General features: G+C 62.3%; 25 protein-coding genes and 1 tRNA gene. 6 read left to right on the top strand and 20 right to left on the bottom strand.

The features are described from left to right. Positions 1–9 precede the first annotated feature (9 nt). The 10 genes from ITX55_RS20780 to citC all read right to left on the bottom strand — a co-directional run bounded on the left by ITX55_RS20780 (position 10) and on the right by citC (position 8,857). Positions 10–381, bottom strand: coding sequence for a DUF86 domain-containing protein (locus ITX55_RS20780; RefSeq protein ID WP_042784987.1), 372 nt, complete (start codon positions 379–381; stop codon positions 10–12). Next, entirely contained in the window at positions 378–668 is a 291-nt protein-coding gene (locus ITX55_RS20775; protein ID WP_015378435.1) for a nucleotidyltransferase family protein, read from the bottom strand. Before ITX55_RS20775 ends, ITX55_RS20780 begins: the two co-directional genes overlap by 4 nt. A 119-nt stretch (positions 669–787) precedes the next feature. Beyond that, positions 788–2,017: a bifunctional glucose-1-phosphatase/inositol phosphatase gene (agp, locus tag ITX55_RS20770; protein WP_089191992.1), complete on the bottom strand. Its 1,230-nt coding sequence runs from the start codon at positions 2,015–2,017 to the stop codon at positions 788–790. Between the two features lie 146 nt (positions 2,018–2,163). Beyond that, on the bottom strand, positions 2,164–3,627 hold the full coding sequence (locus tag ITX55_RS20765; RefSeq protein ID WP_033643712.1) for an anion permease: 1,464 nt from the start codon (positions 3,625–3,627) through the stop codon (positions 2,164–2,166). 25 nt (positions 3,628–3,652) lie between these two features. After that, positions 3,653–4,537, bottom strand: coding sequence for a triphosphoribosyl-dephospho-CoA synthase CitG (gene citG, locus ITX55_RS20760; RefSeq protein WP_108681430.1), 885 nt, complete (start codon positions 4,535–4,537; stop codon positions 3,653–3,655). Beyond that, positions 4,518–5,066, bottom strand: a complete 549-nt coding sequence (citX, locus tag ITX55_RS20755; protein WP_033651845.1) for a citrate lyase holo-[acyl-carrier protein] synthase — start codon at positions 5,064–5,066, stop codon at positions 4,518–4,520. The genes citG and citX overlap by 20 nt, the downstream gene beginning before the upstream one ends. Positions 5,067–5,069: 3 nt before the next feature. Continuing rightward, on the bottom strand, positions 5,070–6,575 hold the full coding sequence (gene citF, locus ITX55_RS20750; protein WP_028130661.1) for a citrate lyase subunit alpha: 1,506 nt from the start codon (positions 6,573–6,575) through the stop codon (positions 5,070–5,072). Next, the gene (gene citE, locus ITX55_RS20745; protein WP_016927085.1) at positions 6,575–7,495 is read right to left on the bottom strand and encodes a citrate (pro-3S)-lyase subunit beta; all 921 of its coding nucleotides are present in this window, start codon (positions 7,493–7,495) and stop codon (positions 6,575–6,577) included. Before citE ends, citF begins: the two co-directional genes overlap by 1 nt. After that, positions 7,479–7,787 (bottom strand): citrate lyase acyl carrier protein, encoded by a 309-nt coding sequence (gene citD, locus ITX55_RS20740; RefSeq protein ID WP_046687418.1) that lies wholly within the window; start codon positions 7,785–7,787, stop codon positions 7,479–7,481. The genes citE and citD overlap by 17 nt, the downstream gene beginning before the upstream one ends. Further along, positions 7,787–8,857 (bottom strand): [citrate (pro-3S)-lyase] ligase, encoded by a 1,071-nt coding sequence (citC, locus tag ITX55_RS20735; protein WP_108681432.1) that lies wholly within the window; start codon positions 8,855–8,857, stop codon positions 7,787–7,789. Before citC ends, citD begins: the two co-directional genes overlap by 1 nt. A gap of 313 nt (positions 8,858–9,170) precedes the next feature. On the opposite strand from citC, the gene dpiA reads away from it, so the two are divergent. From dpiA to ITX55_RS20720, 3 genes are all read left to right on the top strand, one after another. Continuing rightward, positions 9,171–9,857 carry a two-component response regulator DpiA gene (gene dpiA / locus ITX55_RS20730; protein ID WP_033654924.1) on the top strand — a complete coding sequence of 229 codons (687 nt, stop codon included), beginning with the start codon at positions 9,171–9,173 and terminating at the stop codon, positions 9,855–9,857. A 102-nt stretch (positions 9,858–9,959) separates the two neighbouring features. Further along, entirely contained in the window at positions 9,960–13,049 is a 3,090-nt protein-coding gene (locus ITX55_RS20725) for a beta-galactosidase (protein ID WP_108681434.1), read from the top strand. A gap of 114 nt (positions 13,050–13,163) precedes the next feature. Next, positions 13,164–13,239: transfer RNA gene (locus ITX55_RS20720), tRNA-Asn, on the top strand. 145 nt (positions 13,240–13,384) lie between these two features. Here ITX55_RS20720 and ITX55_RS20715 read toward each other — a convergent pair. Then, the gene (locus tag ITX55_RS20715; protein WP_089191996.1) at positions 13,385–14,275 is read right to left on the bottom strand and encodes an oxidoreductase; all 891 of its coding nucleotides are present in this window, start codon (positions 14,273–14,275) and stop codon (positions 13,385–13,387) included. Between the two features lie 454 nt (positions 14,276–14,729). Between ITX55_RS20715 and ITX55_RS20710 the strand changes: the two genes are divergently transcribed. Continuing rightward, positions 14,730–16,592, top strand: coding sequence for a hemolysin (locus tag ITX55_RS20710; RefSeq protein WP_255612413.1), 1,863 nt, complete (start codon positions 14,730–14,732; stop codon positions 16,590–16,592). On the opposite strand, the gene ITX55_RS20705 is transcribed toward ITX55_RS20710, so the two are convergent. Next, positions 16,484–17,056: a hypothetical protein gene (locus ITX55_RS20705; protein WP_108681436.1), complete on the bottom strand. Its 573-nt coding sequence runs from the start codon at positions 17,054–17,056 to the stop codon at positions 16,484–16,486. The genes ITX55_RS20710 and ITX55_RS20705 overlap by 109 nt on opposite strands. 129 nt (positions 17,057–17,185) lie before the next feature. Here ITX55_RS20705 and ITX55_RS20700 point away from each other — a divergent pair, with 129 nt between their 5' ends. Continuing rightward, on the top strand, positions 17,186–18,076 hold the full coding sequence (locus ITX55_RS20700) for a LysR substrate-binding domain-containing protein (protein ID WP_108681438.1): 891 nt from the start codon (positions 17,186–17,188) through the stop codon (positions 18,074–18,076). Here ITX55_RS20700 and ITX55_RS20695 read toward each other — a convergent pair. The 8 genes from ITX55_RS20695 to ITX55_RS20665 all read right to left on the bottom strand — a co-directional run bounded on the left by ITX55_RS20695 (position 18,073) and on the right by ITX55_RS20665 (position 24,492). After that, a complete protein-coding gene (locus tag ITX55_RS20695) occupies positions 18,073–18,801 on the bottom strand; it encodes a PA1136 family autoinducer-binding transcriptional regulator (protein ID WP_042784996.1) in 729 nt (242 codons plus the stop codon). The genes ITX55_RS20700 and ITX55_RS20695 overlap by 4 nt on opposite strands. Beyond that, positions 18,798–19,673 (bottom strand): glyoxalase III HchA, encoded by an 876-nt coding sequence (gene hchA, locus ITX55_RS20690; protein WP_033643728.1) that lies wholly within the window; start codon positions 19,671–19,673, stop codon positions 18,798–18,800. Before hchA ends, ITX55_RS20695 begins: the two co-directional genes overlap by 4 nt. 102 nt (positions 19,674–19,775) lie before the next feature. Further along, positions 19,776–20,543 carry an ABC transporter ATP-binding protein gene (locus ITX55_RS20685; RefSeq protein ID WP_108681440.1) on the bottom strand — a complete coding sequence of 256 codons (768 nt, stop codon included), beginning with the start codon at positions 20,541–20,543 and terminating at the stop codon, positions 19,776–19,778. Continuing rightward, positions 20,530–21,333 carry an iron ABC transporter permease gene (locus ITX55_RS20680; protein WP_255612416.1) on the bottom strand — a complete coding sequence of 268 codons (804 nt, stop codon included), beginning with the start codon at positions 21,331–21,333 and terminating at the stop codon, positions 20,530–20,532. Before ITX55_RS20680 ends, ITX55_RS20685 begins: the two co-directional genes overlap by 14 nt. A gap of 8 nt (positions 21,334–21,341) precedes the next feature. After that, positions 21,342–21,539 (bottom strand): hypothetical protein, encoded by a 198-nt coding sequence (locus ITX55_RS24120; RefSeq protein ID WP_255612412.1) that lies wholly within the window; start codon positions 21,537–21,539, stop codon positions 21,342–21,344. A gap of 42 nt (positions 21,540–21,581) precedes the next feature. Beyond that, a complete protein-coding gene (locus ITX55_RS20675; protein ID WP_223524790.1) occupies positions 21,582–22,658 on the bottom strand; it encodes an ABC transporter substrate-binding protein in 1,077 nt (358 codons plus the stop codon). A 46-nt stretch (positions 22,659–22,704) separates the two neighbouring features. Then, positions 22,705–23,103, bottom strand: a complete 399-nt coding sequence (locus ITX55_RS20670) for a hypothetical protein (protein ID WP_223524788.1) — start codon at positions 23,101–23,103, stop codon at positions 22,705–22,707. 18 nt (positions 23,104–23,121) lie between these two features. After that, entirely contained in the window at positions 23,122–24,492 is a 1,371-nt protein-coding gene (locus ITX55_RS20665) for an MFS transporter (protein ID WP_033643731.1), read from the bottom strand. 339 nt (positions 24,493–24,831) lie between these two features. Here ITX55_RS20665 and amiA point away from each other — a divergent pair, with 339 nt between their 5' ends. Next, positions 24,832–25,674 carry an N-acetylmuramoyl-L-alanine amidase AmiA gene (gene amiA, locus ITX55_RS20660; protein WP_033643732.1) on the top strand — a complete coding sequence of 281 codons (843 nt, stop codon included), beginning with the start codon at positions 24,832–24,834 and terminating at the stop codon, positions 25,672–25,674. Positions 25,675–25,715: the final 41 nt, after the last annotated feature.

The raw sequence follows: 25,715 nt of genomic DNA, 5'->3' as shown, positions 1-25,715 counted from the left end.
AAAGAAAGCTTAATCACCGTCGTTTAACTTCTCAGCATCCTGGCGTACTGCCACCAGCTGTGTAAGCAGTTCCGGCAACGCCGTTTGCACCGTCGCCCAGACCACTTCAAGGTTGATATCAAAATAACCGTGCGCAATTCGATTACGCATGCCGCGCATGTTTCGCCAAGGGATTTCAGGATGGCGTTGCGTAAACGCGGGGCTGCCATCCATGATTTTCGTCACGGCTTCACCAATAATAATCAGGCTCATAATGACCGCCTGCTGAGTGCGTTTATCTTCGATAAAATCTACCGCCGCCAAGCCATCAACGAAATCGCAGGCATCCTGCGCCGCCTGTTGCATGTGACTCAGATAATCGACCAACCGCGCATCTTTCATACCGGCTGGGCCTCCGCCAAAACCTGCTGGCGAAAGGCCGGCGGCAAATCGAGCGGCGTCAGTAGATCCACCTGTATGCCCAGCAGCGCTTCCAGTTCCGACTGCAGCCCCCCCAGATCAAACAACGTGGCGCCCGGCAACGCATCGACCAACAGATCCAAATCACTGCCCTCCCGATCGGTGCCATGCAGCACCGAGCCGAAAATACGCGGATTGGCAGCAGGGAACAGCCCAACCGTTTTTCGGATCGCCTGGCGATGTTCTGCAAGAACAATGGATGGTCGCATGGTTTTATCTCCCCGTTACACCTAACGAAATGCTAGGTGATCGGTTGAGGGGATTCAAGCACAATCCCCCGGCAGCCGCGCCTATGCCTCTCCCCCGCATTCGGGAGAGAGGCCGGGCATTACAAGATGCCTTTCATGGTCTTCTCGAAATCGCTCCAGGCGCAGAAGCCGTCTTTATCGATCGGGCAGCCTTTCAGCGCCAGCGTCACGCGCTGCGGCGGGGTTTGCAGCGTCAGCGGCGTCGCCTTGCGCAGCTGTTCGGTGGACTGATAGACGTACTCGATCTTCAGCAATTCACGGTCGTTCTGCGCGTCGCGCCAGCGCTGGAATACCAGTTTGCCGCCGATCGGCGTTTTCTCGTACTGCTGCGGCAGCTGATACGGCTGGAACTGCATGGCCGACAGCAGCGAGGCGATATTGGAGTCGTGGCCCACCAGCACCGTCAGCTTCGGCGCGTCCGGTTTGCGCTCGCCCAGCAGCGCGTTGTTGATGTAGGTCAGCAGCGGCTTGGCGACGTTCTGCGCCACCACCGGCGAGGTGAACAGCGAATCCTGATAGCCGTCTTTCAACTGCGCCAGCTGCTGCCACTGGTGCGGCGTGGCGATTTTGCCCCAGGCCACCTCTTTCATCGGGAAACCTTCGTAGTACTGCAGCATAAAGGCGTCCACCAGCGAGTTGCCCACCCGCAGCGGGCCGGTGACGCCCGGCTCTTTGCCCGGCACCGCGCTCATCACGCTGGCTTCTTTGGTCAGGTCGCAGTGTTTGTCGGTCTTGCAGGCGGCGGAATCCTTGTAGTCGATGATCTTCGCCAACTGCTGATAAGAGGCATCCAGCTTCAGCGATCCCAGCGCGGCGTTCATCGCCGCCAGCGCCTGCTGGTTGAAGGCTTCGCTGGTGTCGGTGATGATCGGGTTAAAGGTCGGATCCATCTCGCCCATCTTGTCCTGATGGTGCACGCTGACGTCGCAGCCGGGGAACGCGCCATTGCTGAAGAACTGCGCGGTGGCCACCGTGCGCTGCAGGCTGTTGGCGTAGACGTACACGCTGCCGGCGGTCGGGCAGCCTTCTTGCGGCAACAGGCCGGTCTGCTTCAGCCAGGCGTTGAAATAGTGCCCCATATACACTTCCAGCACCCCGCCCTTGGTGGTCAGCTGGCCGCCCGGCGTTTCCCAGGCCGGCCAGACCTTCGGCGTGGACTGCGCCAGCACGCTGCCGTTGTTGGCCAGCGGCGCGCGCAGGTTATGGCGGCTCATCACCAGCACCTGTTCCAGTTGATAACCGCCGGCGTCCGCCAGCGCGTTCCCGGTGAATATCAAAGGCAGGCACAGCAATAACGTTTTTTTTCTCATCCGCAGAGGCTCCCGGAAAATGATTATTTTTAAGGTGTTAGCGTTTGCCTGCGTATGATGGCGGGGTTAGTGTGACAAGTGTGTGACAGGGCTCACGGGAAAAGATCGTACCAGCGGCCACCGGGCGGCGACCGCTGTGCGTCAACTCAGTACCACAGGCTCATGATTGGCCAGCCGATCAGCAACAGCGCGGCGATGTACACCACGCCGAGAATGCCGCCCAGGCGCCAGTAGTCTTTCGACTTCACATAGCCGCAGCCGTAGATAATCACCCCCGGCCCGGTGGCGTACGGCGTCAGCACGCCCATGATGCCGATCGACAGCACCAACAGCATCGACAGCTGCTCCATCGGCACGCCCGGCAACCCTTTGCCGACCGCCAGGATCACCGGCAGCATGGTGGCGGTGTGCGCCGACAGGCTGGCGAACAGGTAGTGGGCGAAGTAGAACACCAGCACCAGCGCCACTACCGTCATGTTCGGCGAGAAGCCGTCCAGGTGGGTGCTCATGGTCTGGGCGAACCAATCGATAAAGCCGGAGCGCGTCAGGCCGTTGGCCATCACCACCAGCGTCGCCAGGTTAACCAGCGTATTCCAGGCGCTGGAGTATTTGGTAATGTCTTTCCACGACACCACGTGCAGCGCCAGCATCAGCGACACCGCCAACAGGCACACCGCGGTGGCGTCCAGCACCTTGCCGCCGAACACCCACAGGCACAGGCTGAGCAGCACCAGGCCGATCAGGGTGTACTCCTTGCGCGTCAGCTTACCCATTTCCCCCAGCGCGGTATTCGCCCAGGCGGCCACTTCGCTGCTGTGGGTCACGCCCGGCTTGTAGAGGTAGTAGGAGATCAGCGGCGCGATGATCAGCAGCAGCAGGCCGACCGGCAGGAACGCCAGGAACCACTGCATCCAGCTGATGTGCACCCCGGCTATCTTGCCGACGAACTCGATGCCCAGCACGTTCGGCGCGGCGCCGGTGACGAACATCGAGGAGCTGATGCTGGTGCCGACCACCATCATCCACATCAGGTAGCCGCCGATGCGGCGCGAAGAGGGATCGTTAGGGAAGGAATCGAACAGCGGCGGCAGGTTTTTCACCACCGGGAACACCGTGCCGCCGGTGCGCGCGGTGTTGGACGGCGTGAACGGCGCCAGCAGGATATCGATGATCACCACCGCATAGCCCAGCGTCAGCGTGCGCTTGCCCATGAATTTCACCAGGAACAGCGCGATGCGCCGCCCCAGCCCGGTGGCCTCGTAGCCCAGCGCGAAGATAAAGGCGCCGAACACCAGCCAGACGGTGGTGCTGGAGAAGCCCGCCAGCCCCCATTTCAGCGCCTCTTTACCGGCCTTGAAGCCCGGCTCCGCCAGTTCCTGCGCGCCGAACAGCACCCAGTTGGCGCTCAGCACGCTGACGGTCACCGCGATAAAGCTGATGGCGGTGGCCGGGATCGGCTCCAGAATCATGCCGACGATCATCGCCACAAAGATGGCGAAATAGTGCCACGCCTGCGGCGGCATGCCGTCGGGCACCGGTATCAATAACAGGATCGCGAGCACCGCCAGCGGCGCTATCGCTTTCCAGATCTTTTCCTGGGTTTGGGACATAGGGACTCTCCTGAAGGCTTGGTTATTATTCTTGGGCACCCAACTGCGCCAGCAGCCAGGTCACTATCAACAAGTCGGCGCTGCCGCCGGGGCTGAGATTGCGGGCAATGCAATCGGCATCGAAGCGCCGCAGGCGCGCCAGGCCCGCTTCCCCCGCCGAGCCGCCCTGCGCCAGCAGCCAGGCCGCCCGCCGCCGCAGCCAGCGCAGCCCGCGCAGGCCGCCGCGCGAGGCGACGTTGGTGTCATCGTTGTGGGCCATCAGCCACAGCAGGCTGTCCAGCAGCGCCCGCTGTTCGTCACCGCCGGCGGCCAGCCGTTGCCGATACAGCGGCAGCGCGCCGTCAAGCACCAACCGAAAACCGGATTCCGCCTCGCCGCGCGCGCCGCTGAGGCCATACGCAGCGAACAAGCGCTGGCCGGCGGTCTGCCCGGCGTTGTTGCATCGCAGCTCGCTGTCCACCAGCCCTCGGCACATCGCCGCCACTTCGGCGCATAACGATGCGGCGCTGATGGCCCGGCCCTGCTGCTGCAGGCGGCCGAAGGCGGCGCACAGCAACCCGAGTGAGAACACGCTGCCCTTATGGGTGTTAATGCCGCCGGTGGCGCGAAACATCTGGTTTTCGCAGGCCATGCCGAGCGGCCGCAGCCGCGCCAGCTGCCGCTCTGCCGGCAAAGCCGCGTCTTCCCGTCCGCGCTGGATAAAACGCGGCAGCCACACGCCGATGGCGCGGGCGCTGCGGTAGAAGTGCCCGAGATCCATGTCGCGGTGGGCGCCGGTGTTATGACGATCCACCAGCCCCGGTTTGGGCGTGAGGTTGACCTCCACCAGCAGCGCGCGGAAAGCGGCGCGGGCGAAGTCGCATGCCGGCTCGGCTCGGCGGGCGGGTGGATTAATCGGCAGAGATCGCATCGTTGAACATCCTTTCCATTTCTTGCAGCAGCTGCTCGCTGCCATGCCGCCGCTGGCGGGCGCAGATCTTGGCCGGTTGGCCGCACAGCAGGCAGCGCCGCGCCGGCAGGCCGATGTCGCGGCGCGACAGGATTCGCCCCTGCGCATCCAGCACGTCGATATCCCACAGCCGGCCGATCGGGCGGCTCACCTCCAGCTGCATGGCGCAATCTTTTACCCGTTGGGCGTCGGCGCGCAGCGCGACAAACCCTTCGCAGCCGGTGGCGAGCGCCAGCGCCTCGGCCTGCGGGCTCGGCCAGCCCTGTTCGGCGCACAGCCGCAGCAGCGCCGCCCACCCGAGGTTGAAAATGCCGCGCGTCAACGCGCTGTCCTTCACCGGGCCGGGCACCACCAGCGTCAGCACCAGCAGCGTGCACTCGTGCTGCGCCAGCCACGCCTGCTGGCGCGCCTGACGGCATTCGCGGCTGGTGAGCAGCTCCGGCAGGCTGACCGCACGTTCGGCGGCCAGTTGAGGATCGACGGCGGCCATCGTTTACTCCGCCACCTGATGCACCACGTCGATCACCGAGCCGTCGCGGTAGCGCACCACCGCCACCACCTTGTCGGTAAACGCGATCGGCTGCGGTTCGCCGGTCAGCTGCAGCGCGCGGGCGCGCAGCCAGTCGATGCTCACCACCTCAAGCCCGGCCTCCCGCAGGCGCTGCGCCAGCTCCGGCCGCGCCGGGTTGACGGCGATGCCGTGGTCGGTCACCAGAATGTCGATGCTGGAGCCCGGCGTGACGCAGGTGGTCACCTGCTCCACCAGCGTCGGGATGCGCCCGCGCACCAACGGCGCGACGATGATCGCCAGCCGCGCGGCGGCGGCGGTGTCGCAGTGGCCGCCGGACGCGCCGCGCAGCACGCCGTCGGAGCCGGTCAGCACGTTAACGTTGAAGCCGGTGTCGATTTCCAGCGCGCTCAGCACCACCACGTCGAGCCGATCGACCGACGCGCCCTTGGAGCTGAAGTTGGCGTACTGGTTGGCGCTGATTTCGATATGGCGCGGGTTGCGCGCCAGCGAGGTCGCCGCCGCCCGATCGAAGCTCTGCACGTCCAGCAGCTTGCCGATCAACCCCTTCTCGTGCAGATCCACCATGGTCGAGGTGATGCCGCCGAGGGCGAACGCGGCGCGAATGCCGCGGGCGCGCATCTTGTCCTCCAGGAACCGGGTCACCGCCAGCGAGGCACCGCCGGTGCCGGTTTGCAGCGAGAACCCTTCGGTGAAGTAGCCGGAACCGGCGATCACCTCGGCGGCGCGGCGGGCGATCAACAGCTCGCGCGGGTTCGAGGTCATGCGCGTGGCGTCGGCGCCGATCTTGTCGGCGTCGCCCACCCGCTCCAACTGCACGATCAGATCCACCCGATCCTGCGCCAGGCTGGCGGGATGATGCGGATACGGCACCAGCTGCTCGGTCAGCAACACCACGGTGCCCGCCGCCTCGGCGTCCACCCGCGCATAGCCGAGCGAGCCGCAGCAGGCTTCACCGCTGTAGCCGTTGGCGTTGCCGAACTCATCGCAGGCCGGCACGCCGAGGAAGGCCACGTCTATCTTCAGCTCGCCGGATTCGATCAGATTGACCCGGCCGCCGTGCGAGTGAATTTGCACCGGCTCCGCCAGCAGCCCGCGCGATACGGCGTCCGCCAGCGGGCCGCGCAGCCCGGAGGTGTAAATGCGGCTCACCACGCCGTGGCGGATATGCTCAACCAACGGCGCATGGCAGTCGGTCAGCGAGCTGGAGGCCAGCGTCAGGTTGCGGAACCCCATCGCCGCCAGCGTCTCCATCACCTGATTGAGCGCCAGATCGCCGCCGCGAAACGCATGGTGGAAGGAGATGGTCATGCCGTCCTGCAGCCCGCTGCGGCGCACCGCTTCCTGCAAGGAGTCGCACAGCTTGAGATCGCGCGGTTTACGCGCCTGCAGGTTGGCTTTGGACACGTCCTGATAGCCCGGCAGATCCGCCGGGTTGGCGAAGGTCATCAATCGTTGTTGGCGGTTCATCATGCTTCCTCCCCGTGCTGCGCCGGTTCTTCCCGTAAGCCGGACAGCGCGGCGCGCTCCAGCACCAGCCGGGCGCGTTCAATCACCGGGCTGTCGACCATTTTTCCGTTGAGCGACACCACGCCGCGCCCTTCCCGCTCCGCCGCTTCGGCGGCGTCCACCACCCGCTGCGCGTGCGCCACCTCTTTGGCGGTCGGCGCGTACAGGTTGTGCAGTAGCTCAATCTGGCGCGGGTTGATCAGCGATTTGCCGTCGAAGCCGAGCTGTTTGATCAGCGCCGCTTCCTGCAGGAAGCCGGCCTCGTTGTTGGCGTCGGAATACACGGTGTCGAACGCCTGAATGCCGGCGGCGCGCGCCGCCTGCAGCAGCGAGCAGCGGGCGAACAGCAGCTCAATGCCCTCCGGCGAGCGTTCGGTGCGCAGGTTGCGCACATAGTCTTCCGCCCCCAGCGCGATGCCGATAAGCCGCGGCGAAGCGTGCGCGATCGCCACCGCGTTGGTGATGCCCTGCGCCGATTCGATCGCCGCCAGCAGCCCGGTGCTGCCGACCGGCCGGCCGCAGGCCGCCTCGATGGCGGCGATCTCGCGCTCCATGTCAACAACGTCCTGCGCGCTGTCGGTCTTCGGCAGGCGCACGATGTCCGCGCCGCCGCGCACCACCGCCTGCAGGTCCGCCAGGCCGTAGGCGGAGTCGAGCGCATTGACGCGCACGATGGTTTCCACCTCCTGGTACAGCGGATGCTGCAACGCGTGGTACACCAGCCGGCGCGCCGCGTCTTTTTCACGCAGGATCACCGAGTCTTCCAGATCGAACATCAGCGCGTCGGCCTGGTAGATAAAGGCATTGCTGACCATCGCCGCGTTGGCGCCGGGAACGAACAGCATGCTGCGGCGCAGCCGGGTTTTATTCAGCGTTTTCATCTTTCGCCTCCCACGGCAGTTGGCCGCTCTCGCAGGCGCGCATCAGCGCGGTTTCCAGCCGGGCGCGCAGCACGCAGTCCAGCGCCCCTTTGTCGTCGACGATCACCTGCACCGGTTCCACCTCATAACGCTGCAGCACCTCCAGCAGGGTGCGGCGGATCGCCGCGCCGAACTGTTTTTCCACGCTGCTGGCGATCAACAGATCGTGCTGCGGCCCCTCGGCGGGCGCGATGCGCACCATGACATCGCTGGATTCCAGCGTGCCGGCCATTGCTTCTCGGATAATTTTCATCATTCACCTGATTGTGCGGACTCAAAAGGATGCGGGGCCGCCTTGGCCCGGCGCTGCGTTTGCAGATCCTGCAGGTAGTACAGGGTGTCCGGCGGCACCAGCGGCGCGGCGGCGTGGAAGTCCCCCGCCGCCAGCAGCTTGCGCACCCAGGAGGCGGAGATCGCCGTGCCCTGATATTGCAAACGCTCGATTTCCACCAGCGCGATCGGCGGGCTGGGCAGCGCCGGCGTTTCCAGCCAGTAGCGCATGTCGCGGTTGTACTTCGCGGTCACCTCGCAGAACGGCTCGTTGCCGACGAAGCGGTGGGTGATGCCCAGCGCGGGCGCCAGATACTGGCGGAAGATCTTCAGATCGATTTCGGTGTAACAGTCGTCGGCCACGCCCTGGTCCTTGATGAAGTAACAGGGGAAGGTGGCGCGCGAGATCACGTACTGCGAGCCTTCGTGTACCGTGAGGTTGGGGATATCGGCGGTGCCGGCCAGCACCAGCCGGCGCCGGTCTTCATAGCTGAAGCGCGAGGTGTTTTCCTTCACCAGAAACAGGTGCAGCCAGTCGCAGCGCTTGGCCGCCTGACGCACCAGATACTGATGCCCGCGGGTAAAGGGGTTGGCGTTCATCACGATACTGCCGATGGTGTCGCCCGGCCGGCGCTGGCTCGCCAGCTGGGCGGCGTAGCGCTTCAGGCGGCACGGGCTGTTTTCCATCAGCACCACGATGCCCGGCACGGTGGCGATCGGGTAGAAACCGCACTGGCGGAACAGCGGCTCGTTCTGCACCTTGGTGTAGATAAACAGCTGGGTGTGGTGGCGCTCGTAGGCCAGGTTCACCAGCTCGGTCGCCAGCGCCAGCGCCAACCCTTCGCCGCGCATCAGCGGGCTGATGGCGACGCATTTGATAATATTGTCGGCGATGCCGCCGCAGGCGACCAATTTGTCGTGCTGGGTAACGGTAATAAATATTTCAACCGTGGTGTCGATATTCAGATCGTTACTGCGCAAGAAGACGCTTATTTCCGAAATCGCTTTATGATCCGATCGCTTTACCCGATTAAATACGGCATCGCCTAACATAACACGCTCTCTGGGTTAACTGGCAAACAACAAATGAAATACAAAAAGGCATTTTAATTAACATCAGAAATGGCAATTAAAACCTTAAAAACCATGAAGATAAAATCATCCTCTCGTTCGATAAACCCATGGTAAGCAGAAAAAAAACGCGGATTATTGACCTATTTCACAAACCGATCCCGGTTAATAAGTTATTTAATGTTCTTTATTTGCTTAATTAATCTTATGGTGTTTATTATTGAGATAATCTTTATTTGGCGCCGCAATTCACTTACATTCACTTAGCATTTTTATTGCAATTACGGGTCGCACTATGGAATGGCTGAACATCCTGATCGTTGAAGACGAAACGCCGCTGGCGGAGATGCACGCGGAGTTTATCCGCCAGAACGGCGGCTGCCGCCAGATTTGGCTGGCCGGCACGCTGGCGCAGGCGCGCGCCATGACCGAACGCTTCAAGCCGGATCTGATCCTGCTGGACAACTTTCTGCCGGACGGCCAGGGCATCACCCTGCTGCGCGAACTGACGCTGAGCGGGTATCGCGGCGGCATCGTGTTCATCACCGCCGCCAGCGACATGGCCACCGTGGCCGAGGCGTTGCGCTACGGCGTGTTCGACTACCTGATCAAACCGCTGGCCTATGACCGGCTGAGCCAGACGCTGCTGCGCTTCAGCCAGCGCCGCGAAGCGTTAAAGGACAAAGCGCGCCTCAACCAGCGCCGCATCGACGAGATGTTCAATACCTACGCCCGCGGCGAGCAGCAGGCGGCGCTGCCCGCCGGCATCGACGAGCTGACGCTGGGCAAGGTCCGCGCGCTGTTCGCCGAACCCGCCGCGCGGCACACCGCTGAAAGCGTTGCGCAAAAAATGGGGCTCAGCCGCACCACCGCGCGCCGTTATCTGGAGTTTTGCACCGCCGCGCAGCAGCTGCGCGCCGAGATCATTTACGGCAAGGTAGGCCGCCCACAGCGGATCTATCGCGCCGGCGAGCCGCATTAACGGTTATTTGATCGCCCTTGCAAGGTTGCATGTAACCGCTTTACTTTTTATGCGCCGGTCAGCATCTTGGTGAGCATCACCTAGCCGACTGGACGATCGCCGATGCCTGCTGCGCCCCTAGCTTCCCTGACCGAGATCCTCGCCCGCCGTGACTGGCAAAACCCCGCCTGCACCCACTACCGCCGGCTGGAGACCCACCCGCCGTTCGCCAGCTGGCGCACGGTGGAAGACGCGCGCGACGACGCCCCCAGCGCCAGCCGCCGATCGCTGAACGGCGAGTGGCGCTTCAGCTATTTCCCGCGCCCAGAGGCCGCGCCGGAGAGCTGGCTGCAGCAGGATCTGCCGGACGCCGCCCCGCTGGCGGTGCCGGGCAACTGGCAGCTCGCCGGCTACGACGCGCCGATCTACACCAACGTGCGCTACCCGTTCCCGGTCGATCCGCCGCGCGTGCCGGAAGACAACCCGACCGGCTGCTACTCGCGCGCCTTCAGCGTCGATCCGGCCTGGCTGGCCGCCGGCCAGACGCGCGTCATCTTCGACGGCGTCAACTCGGCGTTCTATTTATGGTGCAACGGCCACTGGGTCGGCTATTCGCAGGACAGCCGCCTGCCGGCGGAGTTCGATCTCAGCCCGTGGCTGCGGCCGGGTGAAAACCGGCTGGCGGTGATGGTGCTGCGCTGGTGCGACGGCAGCTATCTGGAAGATCAGGACATGTGGCGCATGAGCGGCATCTTCCGCGACGTCAGCCTGCTGCACAAACCCGCCGCGCACCTGAGCGATGTGCGCATCACCACGCCGCTGCATGACAGCTTTACCCGCGGCGAACTGGTGGTAACGGCGCGCGCCAGCCGGCCCGGCCCGCTGCAGGTGCAGGTTCAGCTGTGGCGCGACGGCGCGCGAGTGGCCGAACGCACCCAGCCGCTCGGCAGCGAGATCGTGGATGAGCGCGGCGCCTATGACGATCGCGTCACCCTGCGGCTGCCGGTGGAGCGCCCGGCGCTGTGGAGCGCCGAAACGCCCGCGCTGTATCGCGCCACCGTCGCCCTGCTCTCGCCCGAAGGGGAGATTATCGAGGTGGAGGCCTATGACGTCGGCTTCCGCCAGGTAGAGATCAGCGGCGGGCTATTGAAGCTCAACGGGCAGCCGCTGCTGATCCGCGGCGTTAACCGCCACGAGCATCATCCGCGCCACGGCCAGGTGATGGACGAGGCGACGATGCGCCACGACATCCTGCTGATGAAGCAGCACAACTTCAACGCGGTGCGCTGTTCGCATTACCCCAACCACCCGCTGTGGTACCGGTTGTGCGACCGCTACGGGCTGTACGTGGTGGACGAAGCCAATATCGAGACCCACGGCATGCAGCCGATGAACCGCCTGGCTGACGATCCACTGTGGCTGCCGGCGATGAGCGAGCGCGTCACCCGCATGGTGCAACGCGATCGCAACCACCCTTGCATCATTATCTGGTCGCTGGGCAACGAGTCCGGCCACGGCGCGAACCACGACGCGCTGTACCGCTGGGTGAAAAGCCAGGATCCGACCCGCCCGGTGCAATATGAAGGCGGCGGCGCCGACACCGCCGCCACCGACATCATCTGCCCGATGTATGCGCGAGTGGATCAGGATCAGCCGTTCCCGGCGGTGCCCAAATGGGCGATCGGCAAGTGGATCGGCCTGCCGGAGGAGCCGCGCCCGCTGATCCTGTGCGAATACGCCCACGCGATGGGCAACAGTTTCGGCGGTTTCGAGCGCTACTGGCGCGCGTTCCACGCACATCCGCGCCTGCAGGGCGGCTTTGTCTGGGACTGGGTCGATCAGGCGCTGATCAAACGCGACGATCGCGGCGAAGAGTTCTGGGCCTACGGCGGCGACTTCGGCGATACCCCCAACGATCGCCAGTTCTGCCTGAACGGGCTGGTGTTCGCGGATCGCACCCCGCACCCGGCGCTGTTCGAAGCGCAGCGGGCGCAGCAGCTGTTCCGCTTCGCCTTCGACGCCGCCTCGCTGACGCTGACCGTCACCAGCGATTACCTGTTCCGCCACACCGACAACGAACAGCTCAACTGGCGGCTGGAGCTGGACGGCGTGGAGCGCGCCAGCGGCAGCTTCGATCTGGCGCTGCCGCCGCAGGGCAGCACTCGCTTCACCCTGCTCGACCGCCTGCCGATGCTGCATCAGCCCGGCGAGCTGTGGCTGAACGTGGAGGTGGTGCAGCCGCAGGCCACCGACTGGTCTGAAGCGCACCACCGCTGCGCCTGGGATCAGTGGCGGGTGCCGCGCGCGCTGCATCCCGCGCCGCCGCCGGCGCAGGGCGTGCCGCCCATGCTGATTGAAGATGATGAAGGGCTGACCCTCACCCACGGCGACCAGCGTTGGCGCTTCGAGCGCAGCAGCGGCCACCTGACGCAGTGGTGGCAGAATGAGCAGCCGCAGCTGCTGACGCCGCTGCGCGACGGTTTTGCGCGCGCGCCGATCGATAACGACATCGGCGTCAGCGAAGCGGACCATATCGATCCCAACGCCTGGGTCGAACGCTGGAAGCTGGCGGGCCTGTACCGGCTGGAAGAGCGCTGCACGCAGTTGCAGGCCGATGCGCTGCAAAACGGCGTGCGGGTGGTGAGCGAACACCAGTTCGCCGTGGACGGGCAGATTTTGCTGATTAGCCGCAAGCAGTGGCTGTTCGACGCGCTGGGCGCGGTGAGCGTGAACGTGGAGGTCGAGGTGGCAGACGCCCTGCCGCCGCCGGCGCGCATCGGCCTGCACTGTCAACTGGCGACGGTGCAACCGCAGGTGGAATGGCTGGGCCTGGGCCCGCACGAGAACTACCCGGATCGCCGCCTGGCCGCGCAATACGGGCGCTGGCGCCTGCCGCTGGCGGATCTGCACACGCCATATATTTTCCCCGGCGAGAATGGCTTGCGCTGCGACACCCGCAGCCTGCGCTACGGCGGCTGGCGCATCGACGGCCGCTTCCACTTCTCGCTCAGCCGCTACGGCCTGCAACAGCTGATGGCCTGCAGCCACCAGCATCTGCTGCAGCCGGAAGCAGGCACCTGGCTGCATCTGGACGGCTTCCACATGGGGGTGGGCGGCGACGACTCCTGGAGCCCGAGCGTGCACCGGGATTACCTGCTCACCGCCGGCGTTTACCGCTATCAGCTGCGCTTGCAGCGAGCGCCCGAGGGCTAAATCTGCCAAAAAACTCAACGGGTTGCGCATTCTGTAAGCAAACAGCCACAGAATGTGTAATCCGCCTTTGACATGCCGACGGCGCCTCGCTATTATTCGCCCCGTTCACACGATTCCTCTGTAGTTCAGTCGGTAGAACGGCGGACTGTTAATCCGTATGTCACTGGTTCGAGTCCAGTCAGAGGAGCCATATTTAGAGAAGCCCGCTCAGGGAAACCTGAGCGAGCTTTTTGCTGTTGGCGGGTTTGGGCTGCGGCAGGCAACCGGCTGTCTGAATGCCAACCGTATTGACAGCGAAAATACCCTTGCCCGACGAACGCCTGCGCCGCCGGCTATCACCCCGGCCCTTCACTGCCCGCGGCCAGCAGCGGCACCAGGATATCGCTAATCGGCGTAGGGATGCCCTGCAAGCGCCCATAACGCTGCACGACACCATTGCGTATGTCCCACTCCAGTGGCCGGTTGGCCTGCCGGTCGGCAAGAATAGAGGTGCCCAAATCCGCGGGCGCACGCTGAAAGCCGTCCACGATCGCCTCCGGCACGTTATCGTGAAGCACCGCACCCTGCGCGCGCGCGACGGCCAGGCATTCACGCAGATAAGCCAGGGCCAGTTGCGTTATGTCGGCGCGCGAAAACATGCCTGCGCGGCGATTGGCCAGCACCATCAGCCCCGCAGCCGCATTCTGCAACAGCTTACGCCAGGCAATCGAGAGAAAATCCGATGACAGCTCAACCGCACAGCGTGAACCGCTGAGCGCGTCGGCGATCGCTTGCGCCTGTGGCGCATCCGGCAGTGTCAGGCGCGGCGTGGCGCGTAGCCTGACGGACGCATCTTGCTCGCGCTGCGCCGGAAACCACACCACGGAGGGCAGCACCGTCGCCCCATTGACGTAAGGCGCCAGCAGAGATTGCTGCTCGACGCCGTTTTGCAGCGCACACACGACGGTGTTTTTATTGCACAACGCCGCCAGCCAGCCCGCGCTGTCGGTTACCTGCGTGGTTTTTACGGCGACAAAAACCAGATCGTAGGGATGGGCGACGGTACGCGGATCGCTTAAAACCGGCCCCGGCACCACCACTTCTCCCTCATCGTGGCGCAGAATTAATTGCGGATGGGCCGTACGCCCGCAAAGCAGCGGCGTGCGGCCCACTTCATGAAGCGCCGCAGCGATGGCGGTGCCGATGGCGCCGGGGCCAATAAGCGCAATAGTAGGGCGATCGGACATAGCGAGTCCTCCAGGTTGGATTAACCGTTCATCAGCCCGCGGTTTCTTTTACGCGCTAATGCTGATGCAGGATAAGCGGGCGCCAAGGTAAATGATACGGCGGCAAGGAGATAAACGCAGCTGTCGGAAACTATCCGGCCCCTTCCCCCAGCGAAACCCACTCTTTTATCTAAGAAGATTCCTAATCGAGCTGACGGAAATGCCTTCCTGATGCCAATACGCGGATTTACCCGCCGATTTACAGCAATAATCCTGAAAAAACAATCGATAAGCCAATCTCTCTCGCTCAGCAAGTTGCGTCTATCCTTTCGCTATGGGCGCCTGCCGCCCATCGTTCGCTGCAGATCGCGGCATGCGCGTTTCTGGCTGTTCGGGTTTCGGTTTTATTCCATCGCGCGCTTCCATTCATCATGTTGAATTTCACAGCAATCTCTCAGCAACAAGGAGTGTTTATATGGCTTACGTCATTACCGACCGAGAAAAACTGCAAGCGATTTGGGAGGCCGCCAAAGCTGGCGACTGGCCAGCGGTATATGCCGCCTCCGTCGATGCGCTCACCGATCCCAACCATGCCAACCAACCCATTGAGGGCGTGGATATCGCGGTGTATACCTGGATCAAAGGCGCCTATGGCGTGAACTCGAATCAGGGGGCGTTTGCCCATTACATTCGCGACCAAACCAAGCTGCAGTATGAGCTGCGCACCGGGCATGTGCCCGATGACTGGGAGGCGCGCATTCAGAATGCCTCCGACAACATCGCCAAAAACTTCGCCAAAACGCTGTTTGGCGTCGATCTGAGCAGCGATCCCAACGCGCCGCTGCCGGATGCCCCGCCCAGCAGCGCCAAAGTGCCGGACATTCACGAGGTCGGCCTGATCGACGCCGGCGCGGCGGCGTCCGAAGTGTTCACCGACGCCTCCTCGACCGGCGCCCCCAACTATTCCCCCTGGGCCGGCACCACGCTGTTCTCTTATTTAGGCGATACCTCGTTCTTTACCGAATGGGTGGCGACCAACGACACCTCGGCCTTTAAGGTGGAAGGCGGGACTTACGATCTGATTGCCGCGGCGCAGGTCTCCATGCAGATGAAAAACCTCAGTTACGTGGTTGAAACGCTGCTGGCGGGCGAAGTGCCCACCTATTTGACCACCCTGGGCATTGGCCACGAGACCATCCGCCTCGCCGCCGAAGCGGCGCGTGATTTCTACACCGAATCCTACGGCAGCAGCGTGACCGGCGGCGGCAGCCTCATTCCCGGCAAGCTGGATATCGGCTCGGCGATTTTCAACGACATTGCCGACGTGCTGTCTACGCCGAATCTGTACCGCGTCGGTACGCTGCATGACGACGATTTCACGCTGGCGTTCGGCAATATCGCCGTTAACACCGGCAGCGGCGACGACACCATCAGCGTGCCGCGCGGCTGGCAAAACAACGCCGGCAACTACGGCTGGACGGTGATCGACGGCGGCAGCGGCCACGATACGGTCGATTATTCCAGCCTGTCGCACGGGGTAAACCTGAAGTTTGACGCCCAGGGCAGCTACGGCGGACGCGGGGTGATCGAGAAAAACGGCATCGGGCTGTATGGCTTTAAGGACGGGCTGTACAACATCGAAGCGGTGAAACTGACCGACTTTAAGGACAACGTCACCTTTAACGATCGGGTGCTGACGCCGGCCAACGGCCTGGAGGTCAGCCTGGGCAAAGGCTCCAGCGAGATTCGTTTCGAGCACGGTTATACCACTGCGCCGGGAGGGAGCGCGCCGCAGGATTATCTCGGCGTGAACCTGAGCATGCTGTCCAACGATGTGCCTTTCCCCAACAGCCTGCTGAATATTCCCGTGAAGCAGACCCACAATATCTACATCGACGACAGCTTCGAGCTGGGCTTTTTACAGGCCTCCTCCCTGTCTATCGACAACCACCTGCTGGCCTTCGGCGCCGAAGGATCAAACAGCAGCTTCTCACTGAACTACAATGCGCAAACCCATACGCAGGATCTGTCGATATTCATGCAGGGCGAAAGCGCGCTCAATCAGCACGTCGTCAATATCTACAATTGGGATCAAGGATACTTTGGCATCAATCTGGAGCAGCCGGCCATTCAGCTTGTCGGTTGCAACCGTTACGCCGCAAGAACTGGCGGCCGCCTAAGCGAAGCCCGCCGGTTTACCGGCGGGTTGTTTACCTGCGGCGCGACGGCTCAGGCCCCATCCCGTTCCGCCACCCGCGCCAGCAACGCCCCCAGCAACGCCAGGTCGACCAGCAACGCCAGCGCGAAACAGCTCCCCCTCACGCCCGGCGCGGCGTAGGCTTGCACCAGCGAAGCGGCAATCACTACGGCCACGATAGTCACCACCGTCGTCAACCTGCACGCCACGGTGAACGCCGCTTTCACCTCCACCGCCGTGCGGTAGGCAACACCCTGCCCCAGGCCGCCGAGGGCGAGGCCCGCCAGCAGAGCCGGCCAGTCATGGCCGCCGAACAGCATCAGCAATGTGAATAGCCATCCCACCGCCGCCAGCAAAAAGCCGTGGCGGAGAATCGCCAGCGCAGGCCGGTTCCGCAGCGGCTGCCAGCGGGCCAGTGCGGCGCCGCCGAGAAACGCCAGCGCCAATGCCGTCAGCAGCATCAGGGTCGCGCCGATGCCCTGCAGGCTCTCCGCCTCCAGCAGCAAAGCGCCCGCCGCGACCGGCACGCTGAGCGCCAGGGCGCTCGCCGCCGTTCCCGTGTGTGTCATGGCGCCCAGGGCGCCGTTGTTGATAGAAAGGCTCATCGCTCACTCCCGATAGGGTGGAAATGATGAAATAAATTCATTTCCCTGTTCACATATCAGTAGCCTATCTCTTGTATAATCGGTCAGACAAACTCATAGTTTTCAGCCTTAGATGAGAATAACTCAGCAATGAGAAAACCCCGTTTGCCGCCGCTGGGCGCGCTGCGCGCTTTCCACGCCGTGGCCGGCTGCCGCAGCTTCAAACTGGCCGCCGAGGCGCTGGGCGTGAGCGCGACGGCGGTCAGCCACCAGATCAAACTGCTGGAATCGGTGCTGGAATGCCGGGTGTGCGAGCGCAGCGCGCAGGGCGTCAGCCTGACCGAGACCGGCGAGATCCTGTATGCCGGCACCCAGCGCGCCTTTGCCGCGCTGGAACAGTCCGTCGCCCAAATCACTCGCGCCCGGCAGCCGCCGGCGCTGACCGTCACCACCACCTCCAATTTTCTCACCCACTGGCTGGTGCCGCGCCTGGCGGATTTCAAGGCGGAGTTTCCCGCCATCGATCTGCGCCTGCACACCAGCGTCGAGCGGGTCGATCTCAGCCAACGCACCGTGGACGTCGCCATCCGCTACCGTGAAACGCCGGAAACCGATCTGCACTGCACCCTGCTGCATGAGGATCGCTTTATCGTGGTCGCCAGCCCGGCGCTGGCGCTGGCGCACATCGAGGATTTACAGCGGGTGACGCTGTTTCACGTGGCGCATCGGCAGGTGCCCGCCGACTCGCCGACCTGGGAGAACTGGCGACGGCGCTACGGGCCGGAAGGGTTGAACGTGGAAGCCGGGCTGACCTTCAGCGACGAAACCCATGCGCTGCAGGCGGCGGTGGCCGGCCAGGGGGTGGTGATCGCCAGCCGGCTGCTGGCGCGCGATTTGTTGCAGCGCGGCGTGCTGGCCGCGCCGTTCGAGATGGCGTTACCCGGCGCCAACTACTATCTGGTGGCCACCGAAGAGACCGCGCAGCGCCCCGATATCATTGCGCTGCGCGAGTGGCTGCTGCGGCAAATGGCGGCAGACTAACGGCTCTCGGGGGCAATTTCGCCCAGGCGGATCGCCACGCTGATCGCCTGCGCGGTGGTGGCGGCGCCAAGGCGCCGGCGAATGCGGCGCAGGTGGTTTTCCACCGTGCGTTCAGACAGGCCGAGCATCGCGGCGATATCCGCCTGTCGTCGGCCGATGGCGGTCCAGCTCAGCACCTCACGTTCGCGCGCCGACAGCCGGCCTTCTTCTTTGCCGGCCGCCGGTTCGAACAACCGCCGCGCCGCCAAAAAGGCCGCCGTGCCCACAAGCGACAGCGCCAACCGCACCGGCGGCGAGGCGTCGATGCGCTCGCCTCCCAGGCTGACGGCACCCTCCAGGCCGGCGGGGCCGAACACCGGGATTTGCACGCCGTGCAGGCCCGCGCCGCGCGGCGTGCGCACAATCCGGTAGCGCTCTCCCTGCTGCGCCCGGGTCTTGGTCCAGAAGAACGGCTCGCTGGCCCGCAGCATGTGGCGAGTCACCGGGCAGTGCCGCACGTAGGTCAGCGCATCGACCGCCTCCCCCTCGCCGAACCAGTCGCCTTCGACCCAATAGATATGCTCGATCCCCGCCTCCGCCGTGGCGGAAGCGGAAAACAGCACAAAGCGATCGAAGCCGAACGGCGCGGCGAAGGCGCGAACCCGCCCCTGAATGGCGGACAGGGTTCGCTCGTGGTCCATCGCCAACGCCGTCTGGAAAGCGCGCTGCGCGATCTCATCGCTCATCGCGCGGCGACGTCGGCCAGCAGCGTCTCCGCCGCCAGTTTGCCGAGGTTGTTGGAAGCCAGCGGGCTGTCGCCGGTCAGCAGGCGCCGATCTTTATGCACCTTGCCGGTGATGTCGGCATTGACGATCTTCACGCCCAGCTCACGCAGGCGTTCGCCCACCAGCCAGGGCATCGGGCCGGGGATATAGCCGATGTCGATGTTGGCGCCGGTATCGAGAGCATCCGGGAACACGCACATCTCATAGCCGCGATAGAGGAAATCGTCTTTGCTCTCGCCAATGCCCGCCGCCAGCAAACCGGCCGGCCCGTGGCACAGCGAGATCACGTAGCGATCGTTGTCATGGGCCCAGTGCAGCGTCTTTTTCACCTCTTCACTGAACGGGATATCATTGAGCACGCCGTGGCCACCGGGAATGAAAACGCCAAGGTAGTTGCCGCCATCCAGATCCTTCACGACTTCCGTCAGCTTTTTCGGCTGCTTGAGTTGGCTGCGGTACTTCTCATAGGTGGCCTTGACCGCTGGGTCTTCATGCGGGAACGCCCACATCTCCAGCTTCACCGGATCGCCGGACGGCGTGGCGATGTCGATCTCGAAACCGGCCAGATCCAGGTGATACATCGGCAGCAGCATCTCGACCGGATGGTTGCCGGTGGAGAAGAACTTGCCGTTTTGCATCAGCAGGTAGCGCTCCTGCGAGGCGATCATCAGCACCTTCCACTTGCCGCCGCGATAGGCGTTCGGGTAGCTGGCGCCCGTGAAGTCGGTTTTGGACGAGGTGTACTGGCTGAGGGAGTAAGGTGATGGGAAGAACGCGTTGTCTTCCGCCACATCCGGGGTGGGATTACGATCGTTGGATACTGAATCAGTCATGATTATCTCCATATTCACCGTTGCATTTCTCTTTCAGCTTAAATAACCGCCGGCGGGGCCGCAATGAGGGATATCCCTCAATCGCCCTCGCACTGGCGGCGCTCAAGCGGGGTGCCGTAGCGCAACAATGAACGTTTCTTCGCTGACGCCGGCATATTCGTACCGGCACTTTCTCACCGGCACCTGGAAGTAGCGCTCCAGGATATCCTCTTGCAGCAAGGCGTTTTTATCGCCAAACACGCACTGTCGCTTATTCATCAGCAGGCACTTGTCGGAGATGCGATCGGCGTAATGCAGAAAATGCGTATTCAGCACGATCGTCATCTGCCGCTCTTTGGCGAGGCGCCAGAGCATCTCGATCATTTTAGCCTGATTGTAAAAATCCAGGTTCGACTCCGGTTCGTCGAGGATCATGACGTCGGGGTCCGCCGCCAGCGCCTTGGCGAAATAACACATCTGCAGTTCCCCGCCGCTGATCTGATTGATGTTTTTCTGCGCCAGCGGCGCGATCTCCAGCGCGTGCAACACCGCCTGCGCCTTGGCGAAATCTTGCCGCCGCGGCCCGGCGAACCACCCCGCCTGGCGAGCGCAGCCGAAAGTGACAAAATCGAGCACGCCATACGCGAAATGCGGCGTTTTCGCCTGCGGTACATAGGCCAGTCGGGCGGGCCGATTGTCGATATGGCCGATCTGGCACACGCCTGACAAGGGCCGGCACAGGCCCGCGACATGTCTCAGCAGCGTGGTTTTACCGGCGCCGTTCGGCCCGAGCACGCTGAGGATCTCACCGCGTTTCAGATGAAAACTGACGTTGTCGAGAATGGGCTCGCACCCTTTGAACCCCAGGGTCAACTGGCTAACGGTGATCATGTTTGCTGCTCATAATAAAAAGGAGGGCGAAAAGCGGCGCGCCGATCAGCGCGGTCAGGATGCCGATCGGGATTTCAGCGTAGGTGGCGCCTCTGGCGATATTGTCGATCACCAGCAAAAACAGCGCCCCGCTCAGCGCCGAAGCCGGGATCAGGCGACCGTGGTTATACCCCAATACGCTTCGCACCAAATGCGGGATCACCAAGCCGACCCACCCCACCACGCCGGCCAAGCTCACCGAGGCGGAAACCAGCAGAGAGGCGGCGATCAGCAACAGGATCTTCAGCCGAGGCGGATTCAGACCGGCGATGCGCGCCTCGTCGTCCCCAAGAGAGAGAATGTTCATATTCCACCTGAGCCGGTAGATAGTCAGGTAACACGCCGCAAACAGCGGGATCAGCCAATAAACCTGCGCTTTCGCTACCGAAGCGAAGCTGCCCATCAGCCAGAAGACGATCGCCGGCAAGGTATCCTGCGGATCGGCGACATATTTTATGACCGAGACAAACGCGATAAACAGCGACGCGATAATCATGCCGGACAAAATCGTGGTGAGCGCATCCTGCCGGCGTTTGAGGCGGCAGATGCCGAGCACCAGCAACAGGCTCACCACGCCGAAAAGAAACGACAGCAGCGAACTCAGGGCAAAAGGCAAACTCAATAGAATGCCCAGCGCAGCGCCAAAGGCGGAGGCGGAAGACGTACCCAGCACGTCCGGGCTGGCCAATGCGTTTTTCAGCACCGCCTGAAAGGTCGCGCCGGCGACCGCCAACCCGCCGCCCACCAGCATCACCGCCACTACCCGCGCGCGCGCAGGTTAAAAATCACCGAATAGCGGGCCTGGTTTTCCCCCGGCATGTTCCCCTGCCATAAAATCTGCGCCACATCATGGGCCGACAAGGCGTAGCGGCCGGCAAACAGCGATGCGAAGGCGACTGCACACAGCGAAATGAACAATCCCGCCATGATCGCCGCATATTTTCCTCTGCCCGGCATCCCCAAGCTCCTCCAATGGATTAACGCTATTCAACCGTGGCGCTAGCGTTGCGCCAGCACCTCATCCAGCAACCGGTCCGGGATCGCGTAGGAGAACATCGTCTGATAATAACGACGCGTCTCCTGCCGCAGCGTCTTGTCGCTAATGTCTTCGGGCGCGTATCGGTTGATCATGAACAGCGGCAACAGTGACGTTTCCGCCGACAGGCCCCCCCAGTTGTGAATGCCCACCGGCGTCGAGAAAACCTTGCCGTTTTTCACCGCCCTGAGCGTCTCCCACGCCTGGCCGGGGATCCCCCCGTGCAGCAGCGCTTTTGCGCTGCCGAACACCACGAAAATCACATCCGGATCCCAGGCCATGATCTGCTCCATCGACACGTTGATGTATCTGCCGGCATCGCCCTTCACCGGCAAATCCCCGGCGACGTTATCCATGCCGGCCATTTTCAGATAGGTGTCGCCGTAGGTGTGCGGGCCGCTCACCTTCAACTGCCTGCCGTCGCTTTCTTCCAGATATAACGCCCTGACGTGCTGCGCGCGGATGGCTGCGGCATAGGGGCGGATCTGCTTCAGGGTCCTTTCCCAGGCGTCTTTGAATTTATGCGTGCGCGGCAGGCCGAGGGTGTCGGCGAAGGTATTTTCCCAATACACCTGGGTGACCATCGGCTGGTATTTGGTCTTCCCGCCGGCGTCCAGATCGACCGTCATCACGCCCGCCCTTTCCAGCCGATCGTCCTGGCTTTTGCCGTAGTAATAAATGATGTCGGGCCGCAGATTCATTAACGACTCCATGTTGACCCGATAGTCCTTATTGATGAAATCGGACGTGATCCTGCCGATGTCAGGCTTCATGTCTTTCAACACATGCATATCGGCATGCATGAATGCCCAGGGGCCGACGCCGACGACGTGCCGATAGGCCGCCTCGTTGGCCAGGATCACGCCGAAGGGGCAGTTGCCGGTGATAACGATCCGCGGATAGCTGCCGGGCAGCGTTTGCGCCGCCGCGCTCTGCGGCAGCGCGGCCGCTTCCGGCTGGCTGGCGCCGGCGCAAGGCAGCATCGGCAAAGCGGCTATCGCCAGCAAGGCGGTGGCGATGAATGTCAGTTTTACGGCCATGAGGCCTCCTGCGCGCATGCGCAATGGCGCGCGTCGATGAATGGTGTCAGGCCGAGGCGGCGATGCCGGCGGCCATGATGGTGATCCCGGCAACGAAAACGATCGCCGCGGTGGCGACCGCGCCGCCGCCGACCAACGCGGCGGTTTTTCCTTCGGAAATCTCTTTTCGCTGCAGGAAAGAGAGTTGCGACAGGGGAATGATTTTTCCGCTGTCGGCAACGATGTCTTTCGGTTCAACCTTCGCAACCGTCAGCTCGCCGCCGCTGCCGTCCTTCAGGCCGTATTTCAGCCGATCGCCGACATACACCGGCGGCTGCAACAGATAATACGGGCTATTGAGCCCCGCCTCTTTTTGTTGCAGCGCCACGTCGTGGTAGGTCGAGCAGCCGCTGAGGGAAAACGCCGCCATCCCGATAATGAGCGGCACCAGGTGGATGAATCGCATGGGAAACCTCGAACGTGCTTATTTACTGGTTTTTAACGTAACGGCGGACTTGAAGCGCATATAGCTCACGGCCAGAGAGAGAAACGAGAACGCCGCCCCCGCCATTAAGCTGATAGTCGTCGCTTGCGCGCCGCGCATATTGAAGAAAATCGCCACTAACGCCGAACCGACGATTTGCCCAATCAACCGGGAACTGCCCAACAGACCGCTAGCGATGCTGCTGTTTTCATGAGAGACCGAAGTCATGATCAGCAGGTTGTTCGGTGATTGAAACAGGCCGAAACCGATGCCGCACAGCGCCACGCGCCATACGATCGCCCCATTCGACGGATCGCCCGGCAGGTTGGCCATCAGCAGCATGCCGGCCAACAAGCAGGCGAGGCCTGACAGGGCGACGAGATTGGGATCGTATTTCTTGGTCAAATCGCCGGAAATCAACGACGACACCATGGTGGCCAGCGGCCAGGCAGTCAGCAGCAGACCGATTTCCACCACGTTTCTTTGCAGGACATTGTGGAAATAAAAAGGCAGCGATACAAAAGCCAAAAGCTGGGTGCTGTAAGACAGCATCGACATCAGCAAAGACAATGACAGCGTCGGGTTATGCAGCATCGCGACCGGGATCAGCGCGGCGTTGGCCTTTCTTTTCTGATTGATGTACAGCCACCCGGCCAGTCCGGCGAATACCGCAAAGCTCAGCGCCGCCGCCGGCAGATGGCGGGTGGTCATGCTCATCGTGCTGAGCGAGAAAGCGATAAACAGCACAAACACCAACAGGGCGCCCCCGCTGTCGAAGCCAACGCTGCGCCGCTCGCGGGAGCCCAGAAATATCATGCTCAGCAGCAGCGACAGGCAGGCGATGGGAACATTGATGGTGAACAGCCAGTTCCAGCTCGTTTGAGAAAGTATCGCCGAGGCGATGGACGGCCCGGCGGCGGCGGAAACCGACACCACCATCACGTTAATCCCCAGGCCGCGCCCCAGCAGCCTTGCCGGGTAGATCTCCTTGATCAGCGCCGCATTGACGCTGAGCACCGCCGCCGCGCCGAAGCCCTGTATCACTCGGAACGCCGTCAGCATCGCCAGCGTGTCGGAAAGCGCGCAACCCAACGAGGAGAAAGCAAACAGCACCACCCCGGCCATAAAGATTTTTTTATTGCCCACCGCTCTGCCCAGCGCCGCAAAGGGCATCAACGACGCGACGACGGCAAACTGGTAGGCATTGATAATCATGATGGAAGCCGATTCGGAAACGGCGAAATCTTTCGCGATCACCGGCAGCGCTACGTTGGCGATGGTGCTGTCGAGCATGGCGATGACCGTGCTTAACGAGACGGCGAGAACCGCGAATAGATTTAGCGTCTCTTTTTCCTGGTGTTTAAAAGTCATGTTAACGCTCCAAAAACGTGGGTGTCTTTATGCCGGCATGCCGGCGGCAAAGACGCCGTTTTTATCAATTTTTGTAATTACGTTATAACATATCATTACTGGATGGTAATAAATCTCATTTGAAATATTGGATTGCATAGTGTTTCAAAATAAGAATTAACAAATGCAATACAAATAAATCACAATATAAATACCCAATTAAATAACCATACTCGGTATAAAAAACCGGTTGATTTATAGAATGACATTAAAAGTAACAGGCGCTAACAGACAACGATGATGCCGGCATAAATTGTTATGTTATAACAAATCAACCTTCCCTTTATGCGGGTTAACCTTATGGCTAAGAAGGACCTTTTGAACACGCGCTTGTCCCGCCGCAGAATGATGCTGGCCGGGCTGGCGGCTCTGGCGCTCAATAGCGCCGTTTCTCCGCTGGCTAGCGCCCACGGCTTGCCACGCCCCAAAAAACAGGCGGGCCCTCAGGGTGCGCGAAAACGATTCCTGGTCATGTTGGATCCCGGCCATGGCGGCATCGACTCCGGCGCCATTGGCCACACCGGTTCGCTGGAAAAACATGTCGTTCTGGCGATCGCCAGAAACGTGCGGGCGCAGCTCGATCGACACGGCATCGATGCCCGCCTGACGCGCGACAGCGACGTTTTTATTCCGCTGTACGATCGAGTGGAGATCGCGCACCGGCACGGCGCGGATCTTTTCATGTCGATTCACGCCGACGGCTTTACCTGCCCCAGCGCCTGCGGCGCTTCGGTCTTTGCGCTTTCCACTAAGGGCGCCAGCAGCGCGATGGCGAAATACTTATCGAACAGTGAAAACGCGGCGGACGATCTCGCCGGCCCCCACGTCATCAAGAAAGATCGCTATTTGCAGAAGATACTGTTTGATTTGGAACAAACGGAAACCATCAAAGAAAGCCTGACGCTGGGCTCGCACCTGATCCAACATATTGCGCCCATCCATCATTTGCATGCCAAAAATACCGAACAGGCGGCCTTCGTGGTGTTGAAATCCCCGTACATTCCTTCGGTATTGGTGGAAACCTCGTTCATCACCAACCCCGAGGAAGAAAGGCTGCTGGGCACCCCTGCATTCCGAAATAAAATCGCCACCGCCATCACGCAGGGGATCGTCAGCTACTTTAAACACGTCACGCACGCTTAAGCTTCACCAGGACGGCAAGCCGGCCGGCTTGCCGCGCACAG

The sequence above is a fragment of the Serratia sp. EWG9 genome, from assembly GCF_019913725.1.
Lineage (GTDB): Bacteria > Pseudomonadota > Gammaproteobacteria > Enterobacterales > Enterobacteriaceae > Serratia > Serratia ureilytica.
The sequence above is the reverse complement of the archived record's forward strand: the minus strand, read 5'-3'. Positions and strand labels throughout refer to the sequence as shown.

Excerpts from the sequence above, each read along its gene's own strand:
- ITX55_RS20780 (WP_042784987.1), bottom strand. The coding sequence starts at position 381 with ATGAAAGATGCGCGGTTGGTCGATTATCTGAGTCACATGCAACAGGCG.
- ITX55_RS20775 (WP_015378435.1), bottom strand. The coding sequence starts at position 668 with ATGCGACCATCCATTGTTCTTGCAGAACATCGCCAGGCGATCCGAAAA.
- agp (WP_089191992.1), bottom strand. The coding sequence starts at position 2,017 with ATGAGAAAAAAAACGTTATTGCTGTGCCTGCCTTTGATATTCACCGGG.
- ITX55_RS20765 (WP_033643712.1), bottom strand. The coding sequence starts at position 3,627 with ATGTCCCAAACCCAGGAAAAGATCTGGAAAGCGATAGCGCCGCTGGCG.
- citG (WP_108681430.1), bottom strand. The coding sequence starts at position 4,537 with ATGCGATCTCTGCCGATTAATCCACCCGCCCGCCGAGCCGAGCCGGCA.
- citX (WP_033651845.1), bottom strand. The coding sequence starts at position 5,066 with ATGGCCGCCGTCGATCCTCAACTGGCCGCCGAACGTGCGGTCAGCCTG.
- citF (WP_028130661.1), bottom strand. The coding sequence starts at position 6,575 with ATGAACCGCCAACAACGATTGATGACCTTCGCCAACCCGGCGGATCTG.
- citE (WP_016927085.1), bottom strand. The coding sequence starts at position 7,495 with ATGAAAACGCTGAATAAAACCCGGCTGCGCCGCAGCATGCTGTTCGTT.
- citD (WP_046687418.1), bottom strand. The coding sequence starts at position 7,787 with ATGAAAATTATCCGAGAAGCAATGGCCGGCACGCTGGAATCCAGCGAT.
- citC (WP_108681432.1), bottom strand. The coding sequence starts at position 8,857 with ATGTTAGGCGATGCCGTATTTAATCGGGTAAAGCGATCGGATCATAAA.
- dpiA (WP_033654924.1), top strand. The coding sequence starts at position 9,171 with ATGGAATGGCTGAACATCCTGATCGTTGAAGACGAAACGCCGCTGGCG.
- ITX55_RS20725 (WP_108681434.1), top strand. The coding sequence starts at position 9,960 with ATGCCTGCTGCGCCCCTAGCTTCCCTGACCGAGATCCTCGCCCGCCGT.
- ITX55_RS20715 (WP_089191996.1), bottom strand. The coding sequence starts at position 14,275 with ATGTCCGATCGCCCTACTATTGCGCTTATTGGCCCCGGCGCCATCGGC.
- ITX55_RS20710 (WP_255612413.1), top strand. The coding sequence starts at position 14,730 with ATGGCTTACGTCATTACCGACCGAGAAAAACTGCAAGCGATTTGGGAG.
- ITX55_RS20705 (WP_108681436.1), bottom strand. The coding sequence starts at position 17,056 with ATGAGCCTTTCTATCAACAACGGCGCCCTGGGCGCCATGACACACACG.
- ITX55_RS20700 (WP_108681438.1), top strand. The coding sequence starts at position 17,186 with ATGAGAAAACCCCGTTTGCCGCCGCTGGGCGCGCTGCGCGCTTTCCAC.
- ITX55_RS20695 (WP_042784996.1), bottom strand. The coding sequence starts at position 18,801 with ATGAGCGATGAGATCGCGCAGCGCGCTTTCCAGACGGCGTTGGCGATG.
- hchA (WP_033643728.1), bottom strand. The coding sequence starts at position 19,673 with ATGACTGATTCAGTATCCAACGATCGTAATCCCACCCCGGATGTGGCG.
- ITX55_RS20685 (WP_108681440.1), bottom strand. The coding sequence starts at position 20,543 with ATGATCACCGTTAGCCAGTTGACCCTGGGGTTCAAAGGGTGCGAGCCC.
- ITX55_RS20680 (WP_255612416.1), bottom strand. The coding sequence starts at position 21,333 with ATGCTGGTGGGCGGCGGGTTGGCGGTCGCCGGCGCGACCTTTCAGGCG.
- ITX55_RS24120 (WP_255612412.1), bottom strand. The coding sequence starts at position 21,539 with ATGCCGGGCAGAGGAAAATATGCGGCGATCATGGCGGGATTGTTCATT.
- ITX55_RS20675 (WP_223524790.1), bottom strand. The coding sequence starts at position 22,658 with ATGGCCGTAAAACTGACATTCATCGCCACCGCCTTGCTGGCGATAGCC.
- ITX55_RS20670 (WP_223524788.1), bottom strand. The coding sequence starts at position 23,103 with ATGCGATTCATCCACCTGGTGCCGCTCATTATCGGGATGGCGGCGTTT.
- ITX55_RS20665 (WP_033643731.1), bottom strand. The coding sequence starts at position 24,492 with ATGACTTTTAAACACCAGGAAAAAGAGACGCTAAATCTATTCGCGGTT.
- amiA (WP_033643732.1), top strand. The coding sequence starts at position 24,832 with ATGGCTAAGAAGGACCTTTTGAACACGCGCTTGTCCCGCCGCAGAATG.